The 16,075-nt window shown below is 34.0% G+C and carries 16 protein-coding genes; 2 read left to right on the top strand and 14 right to left on the bottom strand.

Annotated elements, in window-relative coordinates:
- Positions 1-60: 60 nt before the first annotated feature.
- From ACHRV5_RS19875 to ACHRV5_RS19850, 6 genes are all read right to left on the bottom strand, one after another.
- Positions 61-570, bottom strand: coding sequence for a DUF2480 family protein (locus ACHRV5_RS19875; protein WP_395427907.1), 510 nt, complete (start codon positions 568-570; stop codon positions 61-63).
- 69 nt (positions 571-639) lie between these two features.
- Entirely contained in the window at positions 640-963 is a 324-nt protein-coding gene (locus ACHRV5_RS19870; protein WP_047774847.1) for an SUF system Fe-S cluster assembly protein, read from the bottom strand.
- Between the two features lie 158 nt (positions 964-1,121).
- Complete coding sequence (locus ACHRV5_RS19865; RefSeq protein WP_395427906.1) at positions 1,122-1,532, bottom strand: GxxExxY protein; 411 nt, start codon at positions 1,530-1,532, stop codon at positions 1,122-1,124.
- Between the two features lie 138 nt (positions 1,533-1,670).
- Positions 1,671-2,096, bottom strand: coding sequence for a SufE family protein (locus tag ACHRV5_RS19860; protein WP_047774850.1), 426 nt, complete (start codon positions 2,094-2,096; stop codon positions 1,671-1,673).
- 2 nt (positions 2,097-2,098) lie between these two features.
- Complete coding sequence (locus ACHRV5_RS19855; protein WP_395427905.1) at positions 2,099-2,452, bottom strand: hypothetical protein; 354 nt, start codon at positions 2,450-2,452, stop codon at positions 2,099-2,101.
- 84 nt (positions 2,453-2,536) lie between these two features.
- A complete protein-coding gene (locus ACHRV5_RS19850) occupies positions 2,537-3,751 on the bottom strand; it encodes an aminotransferase class V-fold PLP-dependent enzyme (protein WP_395427904.1) in 1,215 nt (404 codons plus the stop codon).
- 219 nt (positions 3,752-3,970) lie between these two features.
- Here ACHRV5_RS19850 and ACHRV5_RS19845 point away from each other — a divergent pair, with 219 nt between their 5' ends.
- Positions 3,971-5,320, top strand: a complete 1,350-nt coding sequence (locus ACHRV5_RS19845; protein ID WP_395427903.1) for a serine hydrolase domain-containing protein — start codon at positions 3,971-3,973, stop codon at positions 5,318-5,320.
- A 315-nt stretch (positions 5,321-5,635) separates the two neighbouring features.
- On the opposite strand, the gene sufD is transcribed toward ACHRV5_RS19845, so the two are convergent.
- The 7 genes from sufD to ACHRV5_RS19810 form a co-directional block, all read right to left on the bottom strand.
- Positions 5,636-6,952, bottom strand: coding sequence for a Fe-S cluster assembly protein SufD (sufD, locus tag ACHRV5_RS19840; protein ID WP_047774858.1), 1,317 nt, complete (start codon positions 6,950-6,952; stop codon positions 5,636-5,638).
- Between the two features lie 65 nt (positions 6,953-7,017).
- Complete coding sequence (sufC, locus tag ACHRV5_RS19835; protein ID WP_083691963.1) at positions 7,018-7,764, bottom strand: Fe-S cluster assembly ATPase SufC; 747 nt, start codon at positions 7,762-7,764, stop codon at positions 7,018-7,020.
- A gap of 13 nt (positions 7,765-7,777) precedes the next feature.
- Positions 7,778-8,266 carry a flavodoxin family protein gene (locus ACHRV5_RS19830; protein ID WP_047774863.1) on the bottom strand — a complete coding sequence of 163 codons (489 nt, stop codon included), beginning with the start codon at positions 8,264-8,266 and terminating at the stop codon, positions 7,778-7,780.
- Positions 8,267-8,272: 6 nt separating this feature from the next.
- Positions 8,273-8,545 (bottom strand): Txe/YoeB family addiction module toxin, encoded by a 273-nt coding sequence (locus ACHRV5_RS19825; RefSeq protein WP_395427902.1) that lies wholly within the window; start codon positions 8,543-8,545, stop codon positions 8,273-8,275.
- Positions 8,536-8,733 carry a DUF2683 family protein gene (locus tag ACHRV5_RS19820; protein WP_395427901.1) on the bottom strand — a complete coding sequence of 66 codons (198 nt, stop codon included), beginning with the start codon at positions 8,731-8,733 and terminating at the stop codon, positions 8,536-8,538. Before ACHRV5_RS19820 ends, ACHRV5_RS19825 begins: the two co-directional genes overlap by 10 nt.
- Positions 8,734-8,748: 15 nt before the next feature.
- On the bottom strand, positions 8,749-10,197 hold the full coding sequence (gene sufB / locus ACHRV5_RS19815) for a Fe-S cluster assembly protein SufB (RefSeq protein ID WP_047774867.1): 1,449 nt from the start codon (positions 10,195-10,197) through the stop codon (positions 8,749-8,751).
- Between the two features lie 78 nt (positions 10,198-10,275).
- Positions 10,276-10,605, bottom strand: a complete 330-nt coding sequence (locus ACHRV5_RS19810) for an iron-sulfur cluster assembly accessory protein (RefSeq protein WP_047774868.1) — start codon at positions 10,603-10,605, stop codon at positions 10,276-10,278.
- A gap of 591 nt (positions 10,606-11,196) precedes the next feature.
- Between ACHRV5_RS19810 and ACHRV5_RS19805 the strand changes: the two genes are divergently transcribed.
- On the top strand, positions 11,197-12,054 hold the full coding sequence (locus ACHRV5_RS19805; protein ID WP_395427900.1) for an MBL fold metallo-hydrolase: 858 nt from the start codon (positions 11,197-11,199) through the stop codon (positions 12,052-12,054).
- 73 nt (positions 12,055-12,127) lie between these two features.
- Here ACHRV5_RS19805 and ACHRV5_RS19800 read toward each other — a convergent pair whose 3' ends face one another.
- A complete protein-coding gene (locus tag ACHRV5_RS19800) occupies positions 12,128-15,886 on the bottom strand; it encodes a T9SS type A sorting domain-containing protein (RefSeq protein ID WP_395427899.1) in 3,759 nt (1,252 codons plus the stop codon).
- Positions 15,887-16,075 lie beyond the last annotated feature (189 nt).

Below are 16,075 nucleotides of genomic sequence, written 5' to 3'. Positions count from 1 at the left end.
AGTAACAAATATACTAAAAAAATGTTAAAACACTTAGAGGTAGTTCATTGCGAAAGGATGTTATTTCTTAGATTCTTTGTATAAAGGCACTGCAGAACAAGCTTCTCCGTACATTATACTTCTTGCGAATGGCTGTAAATAAGAAGTCGCTAAAATATATGCACGCATTGGAACGGGCTTTCTGGAACAACCTTTAACGATAACAGGTTTGTTTTTATATTCCGAAAAATCTAGCTTGCTTAGGATTTCTTCGTACAGACTTCCATCTAAATCTTCGATAGTTCCGTTGACTACTTTTTTGGCATAAGGAGCTAATTGTACTGCGACAAGTATTAAAGCCCAAGCCGGAATAATAGCATCTGTACTGCAATTAATTGCAACATACTGATCCTGATACTGTGCCCAGTCATGATTTTTTAAATGTTCTCTGAAATCTTTTTCTTTTAACAAAAAGCCTTCTAAAAGCCATTGTGAAATGTCAATCTGAACTCGCATTCCTTTCGGATAATAATCCTCAAGATCAAAAACTTCTAAAGCACTATTGGCAACTTTGTTGATTATTTCTTCCATAAGAAAAGTTTAGTTTCAGGTTTAAAGTTTCAAGTTGAACAACCTGAAACTTTAAACTTGAAACAAATATTAAAGCATTCCTAATTCTAATTTTGCTTCTTCACTCATTAAATCCTTGCTCCAAGGCGGATCGAAAGTAATTTCTACTTCAACATCTTTTATGTTGTCGATTGTTTTTACTTTTTCTTCTACTTCTCTTGGCAAACTTTCCGCAACAGGACAGTTTGGAGAGGTTAGTGTCATTAGGATTTTTACTTCGTAATCAGTGTTCACCATTACATCGTAAATCAATCCTAATTCATAAATATCTACAGGAATCTCCGGATCATAAATGCCTTTTAAAACTTTTACGATTGATTCTCCTAAGTCGTTAGTGTCTATTTCTTGTTCCATTTTGTTTTTTTATTTTTTTTTAAACCATATAAGTGATGCAAGTTCATTTAAAATTGGGGCTTACATTCTTGGGTTTGTTCTTTTGTTTTTTTAACCATATAAGTGATGTAAGTTCATTTAAAATTGGGGCTTACATTTTCTTTGGTTGTTTTTTATTTTTAATCTACTAGCCGTCGATATAATTCGTTGACATATGTTTTTTGACCTTCGTGATAAATATTGGTTACATTAAAATTAATCATGAGTCCAATAGGTACTTGCAAAAGTTTCATGTATGACATCAATTTTGCAATGTGAACAGGAATGATTTTATCAACTGCTTTTAGTTCTAAAACCAAACAATTGTCAATAAACAAATCACATCTTAAATCAGATTCCAATTCTAAACCTTTATACTCAATCGAAATTATTAATTCGGATTGAAAATTTATTCCTCTTAAAGAAAGTTCTTTAATCATACATTGATGATATATACTTTCTAAAAGACCGGGTCCAATATTTTTATGAACTTCAATTGCTGCTCCATTAACCTGATAAATTAAATCACTCAAATATTTCTTAGTTACCATTATTGTTTTAGTGTAATAGTAAAAAAAGAAAGAGGAGGCGCGGACTTAAAAGTATTTTTAAAACCAAATAAATTATATACGTAAATAATAGGCTTGCTAAAATGAACTTACATCACTTATATGGTTTAAATAATAAGTTTAGTTTTTGTTCTTAGCATCAAAAGCCAAAGCGTACATTTTGATGTTTTTGATCATAGATACTAGTCCATTTGCACGTGTAGCAGATAAATGTTCCTTCAATCCGATCTCATCTATAAAATCAACATCAGCATCTAAAATATCTTTTGCTTTCTGATTCGAAAAAGCACGAATTAAAATAGCAATAATTCCTTTCGTTAAAATGGCATCACTGTCTGCTGTGAAAGCAATTTTATCATCGGATTGCTCTCCTTGTAACCAGACTTTAGACTGACATCCTTTGATTAGATTTTCTTCGGTTTTGTATTCTTCTTTTATTAATGGAAGACTTTTTCCTAATTCGATGATGTATTCGTAGCGTTGCATCCAGTCGTCAAACATGGAGAACTCGTCTACTATTTCGTTTTGTATTTCTTTTATTGTCATAATTATTCTTTCGTAAAATCGACCAGCAAATTTACTAATTTCTCTATTTCCTTTGGAGGAAAACCATTGTCAAAACCTTTTGTTTCATAGGTTTTTCCGTTTGTTGTTACTTTTAAGTTTGCAATGGCTGCACCATCGTAAAAGCGTTTTTCTGTTGGTGCTTTTAATTTTGGAATATTATCTAAATTAATCTTCTCAAACTCAGTAACAATCTTATTCCATTTTGCGGCATCTATTTTGCTTTCAACTGCCTCCGCATCTCTGCCGTTTGTAACAGAAACAGATTTATTCTGGACAAGTATTTTTTTGTAAAGACCTCTGGAAAGAGCTGAATACTCAATTTGTGTTGACTTCATGTCTGTTTTTTTTTGACTTGAACAACTTGACGTAATAAAAAAAGTTAAAAGCAATATGGATACGATACGCATAGGTTTGTTTTTTTAGCTTAACATTGTTTTTGCCTTTTTAACCGCATCAACCATCAAATCAATTTCTTCTTTGGTATTATAAAAAGAGAACGATGCACGGATCGTTCCGGGAATACAAAAGAAATTCATAATAGGTTGTGCACAATGATGTCCGGTTCTAACGGCAATTCCTAATTTATCAATTATCGAACCAATGTCATAAGGATGAATGCCATCAATATTAAACGAAACTACAGAAGCTTTATTTTTTCCGGTTCCGTAAATTCGTAAACCTTCAATTTCCAGCAAACGTTTTGTAGCATATTCTAATAGTTCTTCTTCGTGCTTTTGTATGTTGTCAAAACCAATGTTATTCAAATAATCAATAGCAGTACCAAGAACGATACCACCTGCGATATTTGGAGTTCCGGCTTCAAATTTATGTGGTAAGTCGGCGTAAGTTGTTTTCTCGAAAGAAACCTCTTTAATCATTTCACCCCCACCTTGGTAAGGAGGAAGTTTATTCAACCAGGCTTCTTTTCCGTATAAAATCCCTGTTCCAGTCGGACCGCACATTTTGTGTCCCGAAAAAACATAAAAATCACAATCTAAATCCTGAACGTCCGGTTTTAAATGTGGAACTGCTTGTGCACCATCAATTAAAACAGCAGCGCCAACAGAATGTGCTTTTTCGATTATGTATTTTATCGGATTGATGATTCCTAATGCATTTGAAATATGATTGACAGTCACCACTTTTGTTTTCTCAGAAAGCAAGGCATCAAAAGCATCCATGATCAGTTCGCCATCTTCATTCATCGGTATAACTTTCAGTACAGCACCCGTTTTCTCGCATAACATTTGCCAAGGCACAATGTTACTGTGGTGCTCTAAAGCAGAAACCAAAACCTCGTCACCCGGTTTTAAAATAGACGCAAATCCATTTGTTACCAAGTTGATTCCATGTGTCGTTCCCGGAGTAAAAAGTACCTCGTGAGCGAACTTAGCGTTAATATGTTGTTGCACTTTACCACGAGAAATTTCGTAGGCATCAGTGGCTAATTGACTTAAAGTATGAACACCACGGTGGATGTTTGCATTTATTTCCTGATAGTATTTTTCGATAGCATCAATCACAATTTGTGGTTTTTGTGAAGTAGCACCGTTGTCAAAGTATACTAAAGGTTTTCCGTTTACAGTTTGTGAAAGTATCGGGAAATCAGCTCTTATTTTTTGAATATCTAGCATGTCTTATTTAGAAAAAGTCTATTTACAAAAGTACTAAAACTAAATTGTTTTATACGGCTATTCTATAATTTCCTTTTATGGCGCTATTGGTTGTGGAATGAAATATTGATTCTGTAAATTTTATTTCATTTTCATGAGTTATTCGAATTGTATTTCTAAATTGTGTTGTAAAATCGTGAAAATAAATTGATTATATTGCATTAAAATATTAAGAAAATCATGAAGAAAATCGTCAAACTGCTTGTACTTGTTTTAGTTGTTGCTCTTTTATATTATGGATTTACTACTTATCCGAAGCTGGATCTGATTTCGGGCTTTTCGGCTAAGAGTGTTGCATCCGGACATTTTTTGGATAACAGGTCTTTAGAATTGATTGAAAAAGGAGATAATGATATCCCGCTGCTTGATCTTGCGACGAACAAAATTGATGAAGCTGGTAAATTTGCTACATCGGCGGTTTATGGATTAAAAGAACGAAAAGCAATTTACAGAGAAGGTTTAGGCGCGACTTTAATTAATGAAGATTTTGATGTTTCGAAACCCTATTTATTGCCAAAAAGAACAAAACTAGTGAACGATTTGTCTTTTCCTTATGGAAATAACGAACCAAAAGATACTGTTTTTGCAAATGTAGATTATGCGAAATTGAAAAAAGCAGTAGCCAATGCTTTTGATAAAACGGGAGGCAAATTAAAAAGAACCCGAGCGGTTGTGGTTTTATATAAGGACAAATTAATTGCCGAAAAATACGATACAGGTTTTACAAAAGACAGCAGGATATTAGGCTGGTCGATGACCAAAAGCCTTACAAGTGCTGCTTTTGGCGTATTGGTAAAACAAGGAAAAATTGATATTTATAAACCTGCTCCAATTGCAGAATGGAAAAATGATGACCGTAAAAACATAACGGTTAACGATTTACTGCACATGAATTCCGGTTTAGAATGGGAAGAGAATTACAGTACGATTTGCGACGCGACCAAGATGCTTTTTCAATCAGAAGATATGGGAAAAGTGCAAATGGATAAACCGGCACAATTCAAGCCCAATACACATTGGTATTATTCTTCCGGAACGACTAATTTATTATCCAGAATATTAAAACATCAGTTCAAATCACAACAGGAATATCTTGATTTTTGGTACAGTGCCGTAATCGATAAAATAGGGATGAACTCTATGGTAGTGGAACAGGACATGTCGGGAACATTTGTAGGGTCATCTTATGGTTGGGCAACACCGCGTGATTGGTCTAAATTTGGTTTGTTGTACCTACATAAAGGAAACTGGAATGGCGAACAGGTTTTAGATGAAAGTTGGGTGAAATATACGGTAACACCAACAAACACATCAGACGGAAAATATGGAGCTCAATTCTGGTTGAATGCAGGGGGTAAATTTCCCGCAGCTCCAAAAGATATGTTTTATTGCAACGGGTACCAAGGGCAGACTGTTGCTATTATTCCATCGCTTGATTTGGTGATTGTAAGAATGGGGCTTAAAGAAGATCCTGCATTTGATTTCAATGGATTTTTGAAAGGTATAATTGATAGCGTGAAGAAATCGTAAAGTTTAAAAGGTTCGCAAAGATTTTCTTTAGCACGCAGATTTAGCAGATTAGGCCGATCTTATTTACCTCTTAAAAAAATCTGTGCAATCTGCTAAATCTGCGTGCAAAAAAATAGTTATAAATTAAAAAGGAGCCATAATTAAACTTTTTGTGCCTTGCGGTTAAAAGCCTACTGTAATCAATGCCAAGCTGAATTAGATTATAAGTCTGTAATGTTAGACACCATAAAATAAAAAACACAAAGTCCGCAAAGTTTAAACTAAACCTTGCGAACTTTGTGTAAATCCTAGCGCCCCTTGCGGTTAAACGCTCTATTATAAATCGAATCCTAAACTCACCCCTAATTTCGTAGCGATAATTTTAGTAATACGTTGTTTCAATTCCGGTATTTTGATACTTTCAATAACAGCATTTGAAAAAGCATACATCAACAATGCTTTTGCTTCTTTCTTAGGAATTCCACGTGATTGCATGTAGAACATAGCCGTTTCGTCCAATTGTCCAACGGTACAACCGTGAGAACATTTTACATCATCAGCAAAAATTTCTAATTGCGGTTTTGCATTGATAGTTGCTTTGTCGCTCAATAGAATGTTATTGCTTTTTTGGAAAGCATTTGTTTTTTGAGCTTCTTTTTCTACCAAAACTTTTCCGTTGAAAACTCCTGTCGAACGATCAGAGAATATTCCTTTATAATCCTGGAAACTCTCGCAATTTGGTGTTGCGTGGTTTACCAAAGTATAATGATCTACGTGTTGTTTGTCGTTAAGAATTGAAATTCCGTTTAACGTACTTGTCAATCTTTCACCAAAGTGATAAAAGTTTAAGTTGTTACGCGTTAGATTTCCTCCAAACGAGAAAGTATGTACGTAAGCGTGGCTTTCCTGTTGTTGAGAAACGTAAGTGTTGTCAACCAAATTGGCTTCGCTGTTGTCGTTTTGAATTTTGTAATAATCAACAATAGCACGTTTTTGAGCGAAAATCTCCGTAACGGAATTCGTTAAAACCGGGTTTTCATTCAAACTTTGGTGACGCTCGATGATTTGAACATGTGAATTTTCTCCAACAATAATCAAATTTCGAGGCTGAACCATTAATGCAGCTTCGTTTCCTGTTGAGAAATACATGATTTCAATAGGCTTGTCAGCTACTTTCTTTTTTGGAATATTGATAAAAGCACCTTCCATTGCAAAAGCAGTATTCAATGAAGTCAAACTATCATCTTTGCTTGCAATTTGATTAAAGTAGGTATCAATAATCATTTTATATTTTGGTTTGGTCAATGCCGATGACATCAAGCAAACATCAATTCCGTCGTGTGTAGTAGAAGACAGGTGTGAACTGAAAACCCCATCGATAAATACCAATTTATAAGTATCGATTTCGTGTAAAAAGTATTTTTTTACCTGATTAAATTCAATTGCACTTTCCTGCTTAGGAAAAACCGTAAAGTCATTTTTTAAGATGGCGTTTAGCGATGTGTATTTCCAAGCTTCTTCTTTTTTGGTTGGGAAACCTTTATTCTCGAAGTTTTTTAAGGCGTTCGTGCGAATGTCATGTAAATCTGAATGTACATCAACACGCTCTTCAAAAGCCATAAAAGACGATACTAATTTTTCTTTTAAATCCATTTCTATAGTTGTAAGTTATGAGTTATAAGTTATGAGTTTTGTAAACTGTAAACTGTAACTGTAAACTAATTTTCTGCTTTAATCCAGTCGTATCCTTTTTCCTCTAACTCGTAAGCTAATTCTTTTCCACCTGATTTTACGATTCTTCCGTTGTATAAAACATGAACGAAATCCGGAACGATATAATCCAATAAACGTTGGTAGTGTGTGATTACGATAATGGCGTTTTTCTCGCTTTTTAACTTGTTCACACCGTTAGCAACAATTCTTAGGGCATCAATATCAAGACCAGAATCGGTTTCGTCAAGGATGGCTAATTTTGGCTCTAACATTGCCATTTGGAAGATTTCGTTTCTTTTTTTCTCTCCACCCGAAAAACCTTCGTTTAAAGAACGAGATAAAAATTTACGATCGATTTCTAACAACTCCGATTTCTCACGAATTACTTTTAGCATTTCATTAGCCGGCATTTCTTCCTGACCGTTTGCTTTGCGAGTTTCGTTGATTGCTGTTTTCATGAAGTTGGTAACACTCACTCCCGGAATTTCTACAGGATATTGAAACGAAAGGAAAACTCCTTTGTGTGCTCTTTCTTCAGGAGCAAGATCAGCAAGATCTTCTCCGTCAAGGAAAACTGCTCCGTCTGTAACTTCGTAGTTTTCATTTCCGGCAATTACAGCCGAAAGGGTACTTTTTCCAGAACCGTTTGGTCCCATGATGGCGTGTACTTCACCAGCTTTAACTTCTATATTAATTCCCTTAAGGATTTCTTTATCACCAATTGAGGCGTGAAGGTTTTTTATTGATAACATTGTTTTTTTTATTTTATATAAATGTCAATTCTATTTTTGTTGTTTGGTTTAGGATGTTAGCATTAAAATGCGCGTGTCCTAAATATTCCATGCCTAAATAATCGGCTGATTTTTTGAATGGGATGTAAAAACTATCTTCAATTTCATTATCGTGCGAATTGGATATTACTCCAATTTTCTTTCCTCTGAGTTTTCGTCCGGTTTCTTTCTCAATTCGAATTAAATCTGAAATGCGATCAAAGAAAACCTTCATAATTCCACTCATATTATACCAATATATAGGAGTCGCAAAAATCAAAGTATCATACTTTTCGATTATTTCTCTTATCAAAGGCAGAAAATCATCGTCTATGTTTTTGCTTTCGTAATCATAATAAGAGATACTATAATCACTTAGATTAATAATATCTGCGGCGGACTCTTTAGCAATTTGATCCACAATTTTTGTTGTGTTTCCATTTTTTCTGGAAGAACCTAAAATGATGACTTTTTTATTTTCCATTAATACTTATTCGTAATGTCCTTTCAGAGAAAGAATATCCAATATTTCAATTGTTTCTTCTTCATTAACTCTATAAATGATTCTGTGCTCTTGATTTATTCTTCTGGACCACTTTCCCGACAGTTCATATTTTAAAGGTTCAGGTTTTCCTATGCCTTCAAATGGATGAAGTTGTATGTCTGCTATTAGAGCTGTGATTTTATTCATAATTGCTTTATTTCCAGATTTTTTCCAATACTCTCTGTCTTTTTGAGCTTTTTCTGAATATATTACTTCCACAGGTCGTCTAGTTTTATCTTAACTCCTTTTCCGTCTTTTATGCTTTGTTGAGCGGCCAAAATTTCTTGTACAAATTCTGGATTATATGGCTTTTCTTTTTCTTCAATAATTTCAAAACCAAGAGATTTTGCCAGTGATTTTAAAACCGGAAAATCTTTTTTCTTTACATTTTTTAAGATGATATCCATATTGCTTTGTTTTGATTATCCTACAGATCCTTCCAAAGAAATTTCTAATAATTTTTGAGCTTCAACAGCAAATTCCATTGGTAATTTGTTCAAGACATCTTTACTGAAACCGTTAACAATTAAGGCAATCGCTTTTTCAGTCGGAATACCTCTTTGGTTGCAATAAAAAACCTGATCTTCTCCAATTTTACTTGTAGTTGCTTCGTGCTCAATTTTTGCAGAAGGATTTTTACTTTCGATATAAGGGAAAGTATGAGCTCCGCAATTATTACCCATTAACAAAGAGTCACATTGCGAAAAGTTTCTTGCATTTTCAGCTCTTGGGCTGATTTGCACTAATCCTCTATAACTGTTTTGTGATTTTCCGGCAGAGATACCTTTAGAAATAATAGTCGATTTAGTGTTTTTACCTAAATGGATCATTTTAGTTCCGGTATCGGCTTGCTGGTAATTATTGGTAACGGCGATAGAATAAAATTCTCCAACCGAATTATCTCCTTTTAATACACAAGAAGGATATTTCCAGGTTACCGCAGAACCTGTTTCTACCTGTGTCCATGAAATTTTAGCATTTGTTTCGCATAAACCTCTTTTGGTTACGAAATTATAAACACCACCTTTTCCTTCTTTGTTTCCAGGGAACCAGTTTTGAACCGTAGAATATTTAATTTCTGCATCGTCCATGGCGATTAATTCAACAACAGCAGCGTGTAATTGATTTTCATCACGACTTGGAGCCGTACAGCCTTCCAGGTAAGAAACATAACTTCCGGCGTCAGCAATTACAAGAGTTCTTTCGAATTGTCCTGTTCCCGCCTGATTGATTCTGAAATACGTTGAAAGTTCCATTGGGCAACGAACACCTTTTGGAATATAACAGAAACTTCCGTCAGAGAAAACAGCTGAGTTTAATGCCGCATAGAAGTTGTCTTTTTGAGGTACAACTGTTCCTAGATATTTACGAACTAATTCAGGGTGTTCTTTGATCGCTTCTGAAATTGGACAGAAAATAATTCCTTTTTCAGCCAATGTTTTTTTGAAAGTAGTAGCAACAGAAACAGAATCGACTACAATATCCATAGCGACATTGTTCATCATTTTTTGTTCGTCAACAGAGATTCCTAACTTTTTGTACATTTCCAAAAGTTCCGGATCTACGTCGTCTAATGTTTTGTTTGGATCTACTTGTTTTGGAGCGGAGTAGTAAGAAATAGCTTGAAAATCCGGTTTTGCATAATGAACATTTGCCCATTCCGGTTCGATCATTTCTTTCCAGGCACGAAAAGCCTCGATACGCCAATCGGTCATCCATTCCGGTTCTTCTTTTTTAAGAGAAATAGCGCGAACGATGTCTTCGTTTAGGCCAATAGGAAACGTTTCCGATTCAATATCAGTGTAAAATCCGTATTCGTATTCTTTGGTTTCGAGTTCGATTTTTAAATCGTCTTCAGTGTATTTTGACATTTTTTAGTTTTTTAAAACTTTTTGAAAATGATTTATTCTCAAAAGGTTTAAATTTTTGCTGTTATAAATTCTTTTGATTTATAGTGAAAAAGATTCTCCACAACCACAAGTTCTGCTTGCATTTGGATTGTTGAATACAAAGCCTTTTCCGTTTAATCCGCCTGAGAACTCCAATATGGTTCCGGCTAAATATAGAAATGATTTTTTTTCAACTGCAATTGTTATGTCGTTGTCTACAAATATTTTATCGTCGTCGCCTTTGGTTTTGTCGAATTTTAAATCATAGGACAAACCAGAGCATCCGCCACTTTTTACACCTACGCGTACGTAGTCATGAGCGGCATCAAAACCATCGTCTTTCATCAAATCGATGATTTTCTTTTTGGCTGTATCAGAAACTTTTATCATTGTGTTTATAGTATTTGTTTTTTTATTTCATTTTAAACGAGCTCCGAAATAGTAATGAAATCATTATATTTTAAAGTACTGTATTTCAATGTGAAAATGAAATTATTTGCAAAGATACGACTTAAAAACCTTTTTCCATAATGGTTCACATTATTATAACAAATGTTAAAATAGACAGAAGTTATTTTAATATAGGAAGCCGTTGCTTTGGGATTTTGAGACCAGACTTTTATTTTGATTTTTGGGATGATTTTTTTGCCACGAATTTCGCGAATTGGCACGAATTATTTTTTGCCACAGATTAAAAAGATTTGCACAGATTATTTAATCATTTTAATCCTTTAATCTGTTGCTTTTTTTACTAATAGATGTGCGAGGTTGGGAACTATTTGTCAAAGCCCTAAAGGCATTTTCTCAAAATCTGTAACAAATAAAAATTTCACTAAATAATGAAAGAATTGGTGTCAATTCGTGTAATTCGTGGCCACTTTTTCCCATTTCTGTTAATGACATTATATGTTTTTAAATAGATTTTTTAGCATATGGAAATTGGATTTCCTAGCTTTGTTTTTCTAATAGAAACTTACTTTCATGAAACTATACCCAATAGAATCCGGAAATTTTAAACTAGATGGCGGCGCCATGTTTGGTGTTGTGCCTAAAACAATCTGGAATAAAACCAATCCTGCCGACAACAATAACCTGATTGATATTGCGGCACGTTGCCTGCTAATAGAAGACGGAAACCGACTTATTTTGATTGATACCGGAATGGGAAACAAACAATCAGAAAAGTTTTTTGGTTACTATTCGCTGTGGGGATCACATTCTTTAGATGCTTCTTTGGCAAAATATGGTTTTCACCGGGATGCGATTACAGACGTTTTTATGACGCATCTTCATTTTGATCATTGTGGAGGAAGTGTTCAATGGAATTCAGGTAAAACGGGCTACGAACCCGCTTTTAAAAATGCCAAATATTGGACAAACGAAAGTCATTGGGAATGGGCAACAAAGCCTAATGCCCGCGAAAAAGCTTCCTTTTTATCGGAGAATATTTTGCCGATGCAGGAAAGTGGCCAGTTGAATTTTATTCAAAGACCCAATGGTGATTTTGGAGTTGCTGAAGAATTAGGTTTTGGAATTTTTTACGTTGACGGTCATACCGAAAAACAGATGATTCCACATATTCAATACAAAGATAAAACGATTGTTTTTTGTGCCGATTTGCTGGCAACAGCAGGACATATTCCGTTGCCGTATGTTATGGGGTACGATACCAGGCCTTTATTGACGATGCCTGAGAAATCAAAATTTTTGAGTGCAGCTGCAGATCACAATCACTATTTATTTCTGGAACATGATGCACACAATCAGATTATAACCGTAGAACACACCGAAAAAGGAGTTCGGTTGAAAGACGTTTTTACTTGTGAAGATATTCTTTAGAGAAAAATTAAAGGCATAAAAAAATCCCATTTTCATCAATTTGAAAATGGGATTTTTTAGTTTGTTATATCAATTATTCAAGAATTATCTTCTTAGCTGAAGCCGCATCCTGATTGATTAAGTATACATAGTAAATTCCTTTTGGAAGACCGGACAAATTGATGGTATTGTCGGTGTTTGTTACATCTAAAGTAAACGTTTTTACTAGTTGCCCCAGTGCATTGTAAACCGTTGCTTTTTCTAAACTTACATTTTGGATGTTTAAAATGTTTTTAGTTGGATTTGGATACACAACAGTGTTTTTAAAAACAGAATCTTCGAGGCCTAAGGCATCACAAACCGTTTTAAAGTTTGCTGTGGCGTCTTTGAAATTGGCCCAATTTGTATTAGAATAAGAAACATCATCGACCAAAATACAGCTTAATGAAGGATTTTCTATAAGGTTTATTTGTCTGATATATTTATTTCCTCCACTTTTTAAATTTAAAGCCGAAAGATTATTATTGCTACAGTATATTAAATCCAGAAGGCGATTTTTAGAAAGATCCAAAATTTTTAATTGATTGGAAGAGCAGCGCAAATCGTATAATTCTTTATTGCTCGAAACATCAAGAGTAGTTAATTGATTGTCCATGCAAAACAAATCGTGTAGCTTAAGATTCTTTGCAAGATTAAGACTTGTCAATTTATTATCAGAGATATATAATTCTTCTAAGGCAGGATTATTTGAAGTCTCTATAGTAGTTAGTTTATTATCATTAACATTTAAATAGGTTAAAGCTAAGTTTTGAGAAATATTGATTGTAGTCAATAGATTATTTGTACAGAATAAACTGGTCAATGCTGTAAAATCCTGAATTCCGGTTAAATCAGAAATAGAGGCTCCATTTAGGTTTAGTTCCGTTACAAAAGAAATTCTTGCGGTTGAAACTTTTCCATCGGGAACGCCGGAATCAATTTTTAACGCAATTAACTTTTCTTCAAAATTAATATCAGGAATTAAAGTGTTTTTCAAATTACACGCTTCATTGAAACTCGCAGCTGCATCTTTTTTACCCGACCAGTTTGCATTTGAATAAGCAGGATCATCTACTTCAATGCAGCTTAGATTTAGATTATTCGTAAAATTAGAATTGGCAATATCCAGGTTTTTGTTATTTCCGTTTTTCAAATTTAAATACCATAATCGATTCCCATAACAGTCCAGTTTTACAAGAGCTGTATTTTTAGAAGCATCCAAATATTCTATACTGTTCGTATTGCAATTGAAAGCAGTTAAGGCTGGATTTTTGGTTAGATCTATAGTTGTTATTTTATTATTTGAAAAATTTAAAGTTGTTAAGGCTGTATTATTAGAAACGTCTAAGGTTGTAAAATTAGAATAAAGGGAATTCATACTCAAATTCAAATAAGTCAGCGCTTTATTTTTAGAAACATCGAGGGTTTTTAATCGGTTTTTGCTACAATCCAAATAGGTCAAATCAGTGTTTTTAGAAACATCTAAAGTCTCCAGGGCATTTTCGGGAGCATATAAAGTAGCTAAAAATATATTTTTGGATAGATTTAAATACGATATTTTATTCAAGCCGCAATCCAGATACGTCAAAGACAGAAAATCCTGAATTCCGCCTAAATTTGAAATATTGGCAGAAGAAGCATCTAAAGAAGTTACCGAAATTATACTGGTGGTCATGATCTTTCCATTTTTCCCATCGGTATCAATTCCTATTGCGATCAATTTGTCTTCAAAAGCAGGGTCGGGAATCAACGTGTAGGCAATAGAAGTGCCACAACTGGTATTGTAAGAAGCTGCTTTGTCTTTAGAAGAACTCCAAGTCGAATTCGAATAAGCGACCTTGTCAACGCTGATACAGGTTAAATTCGGGTTGCTCAGAAACTTAGGTTTTGGCATGTTTAGATTATTGCCATTTTTCACATTCAGATTAACTAGTTTATTGGTGCTGCAATCAAAATTATTCAGAGACATTGTACTTGAAACATCAAGACTTGTTAATTCATTATTAGAACAATTTAAAGTAATCAAACTTTGATGATTAGAAATATTCAGCTCCGGCACTCGATTATAAGAACAGTCCAGAGAAGTCAAATTAATATTTTTTGAAACATCTAAACGAGCCAAAATATTATAACTGCAATTTAGTTCTTCTAACTTCAAATTTTGGGTCACGTTTAAAGCCCTTAGGTTAGCTGACTTACATTCTAAAATCGTCAAAGCACTATTTTTAGAAACCTCTAAGGTAGCCAGTTCAATGTTATTTGAACAACGTAGAGTTGTCAAAGCACTATTTTTAGTAAAATCAAGTGAGGTTAATTGATTTTTGCTGCAATCTAAATTGGTCAGATTTAGATTTTTTGAAAAATCCGGATTTCTTAAAGTATTTCCGGAACAATTTAGAGTGCTTAATTTGGTAAAATCCTGAATTCCTGTTAAATCTGCAATAGCACTATTTGAAACGTCTAATGTGGTCTGTGACGAAATACTTGCCGTTAGTACTTTTCCATCGGTTGGGCCCGCGTCTATCAAAAGGGCAATTAATTTTTTTTCAAAATTTAAGTCCGGGATCGCGGTGTATTGCTGATCGCAGAGCAAGGTATATCTGGCTTGATAATCTTTCTTATTGGACCAGTTTTTATTTGAATAAATTACATCATCTACTAAGATGCAGCTCAATCCAGGATTGTCATAAACCTCTATATTATAGAGAGAATTCCAATAAAAGAGCGTATTCTTTCCGTTTTTTAAGTTTAAACTCGTTAAGGAGTTAGTTCTGCAAGATAAAGCTTTTAGGCTAACATTTTTTGAAACATCAAGACTTGTTAATGCGTTGATTTCACAATATAAATATTCCAAAAGAACACTTTTTGAAACCGTAAGATTTGTTAATTTATTGTTTGAGCAATTTAAATAAGTCAGCGCTTTTTTTTCAGAAACATCAATATTTGTCAATTGATTATCATTACAATTGATATAAGTTAAAGCTGTATTTTTAGAAATATCCAGATTCGTTAGTCGATTGCGTTGGCAGTATAAAGTTGTCAGAGCACTATTTTTAGTAAGATCTAAGCTCGTGATCAAGTTGCCAAAACAGGACAAAGAAGTTAAGGCTTTAAAATCCTGAATCCCGGTCATATTTATAATAGATTGACTTGGAAGATTGCTCTGATTATTACTTACATCTAAAGAATTTAGTGTAGCTATGCTAGAGGTCAGCACTCTTCCGTCAGCTACCCCTAAGTCGATGCCAAGTCGGATTAGTTTCGTTTCGAAAATCACATCCGGAATAAGGGTATATTGCTCGGTTCCCTGAACATAAACTTGCAGATTATCAATCGCCACATTAAATCCGATAGCATCATTTGTAAGCAAGGAAATACTTAAATCGTAAGACAGGTTTTGGTCCGGTGTAAAAGTGATTTCATTGGTTCCCCAATTATTGTCTGTGGCAAAAGTAGTATTCGAAAGTGTTGTCGAACTTCCATTTTTGCTAATATTCAGGACAATAGGGTGTGCATTATTGTAGTTACTGCTTAAATATTTGTATTTAAACTTTATTGTATAGGTAATTCCGGCACTCATGGGAACTTGAGTTGTAATTTTCGGAATTAAAGTGTTGTTTAGAAAGGATAGTTTTATACTGTTAGCGCCCCTCCAGAAGTCGGAAGTGTTCTGACTAACATTGTTTTCGATCGTCCAGCCCGGCAATGTTTTGTTATTTGTCCAGTTTTCAAATTCCCCATTGGAGACTAAATTTATTTGTGCATAAATAGAAAAATGGGCTAATACCAAGAATAAAAGTAGTTTTGTTTTCATAGATAGGTTTTAGTATTTTGGAAATGCAAGTATACAAATTAGATTGGGTTTTATTACGGAAACCCGTATTAATTTTTTTTCAAAAAACAATATTAAAACACACGAAAAGTACACATTTATAAACAGATAACCACTAAAAAATCATAAGGCAGTGTTAATGGTTAGTTTTTTGCAACAAAAAAGCATAAT

This window comes from Flavobacterium sp. FlaQc-52 (assembly GCF_044007495.1).
Lineage (GTDB): Bacteria > Bacteroidota > Bacteroidia > Flavobacteriales > Flavobacteriaceae > Flavobacterium > Flavobacterium cupriresistens.
The sequence above is the reverse complement of the archived record's forward strand: the minus strand, read 5'-3'. Positions and strand labels throughout refer to the sequence as shown.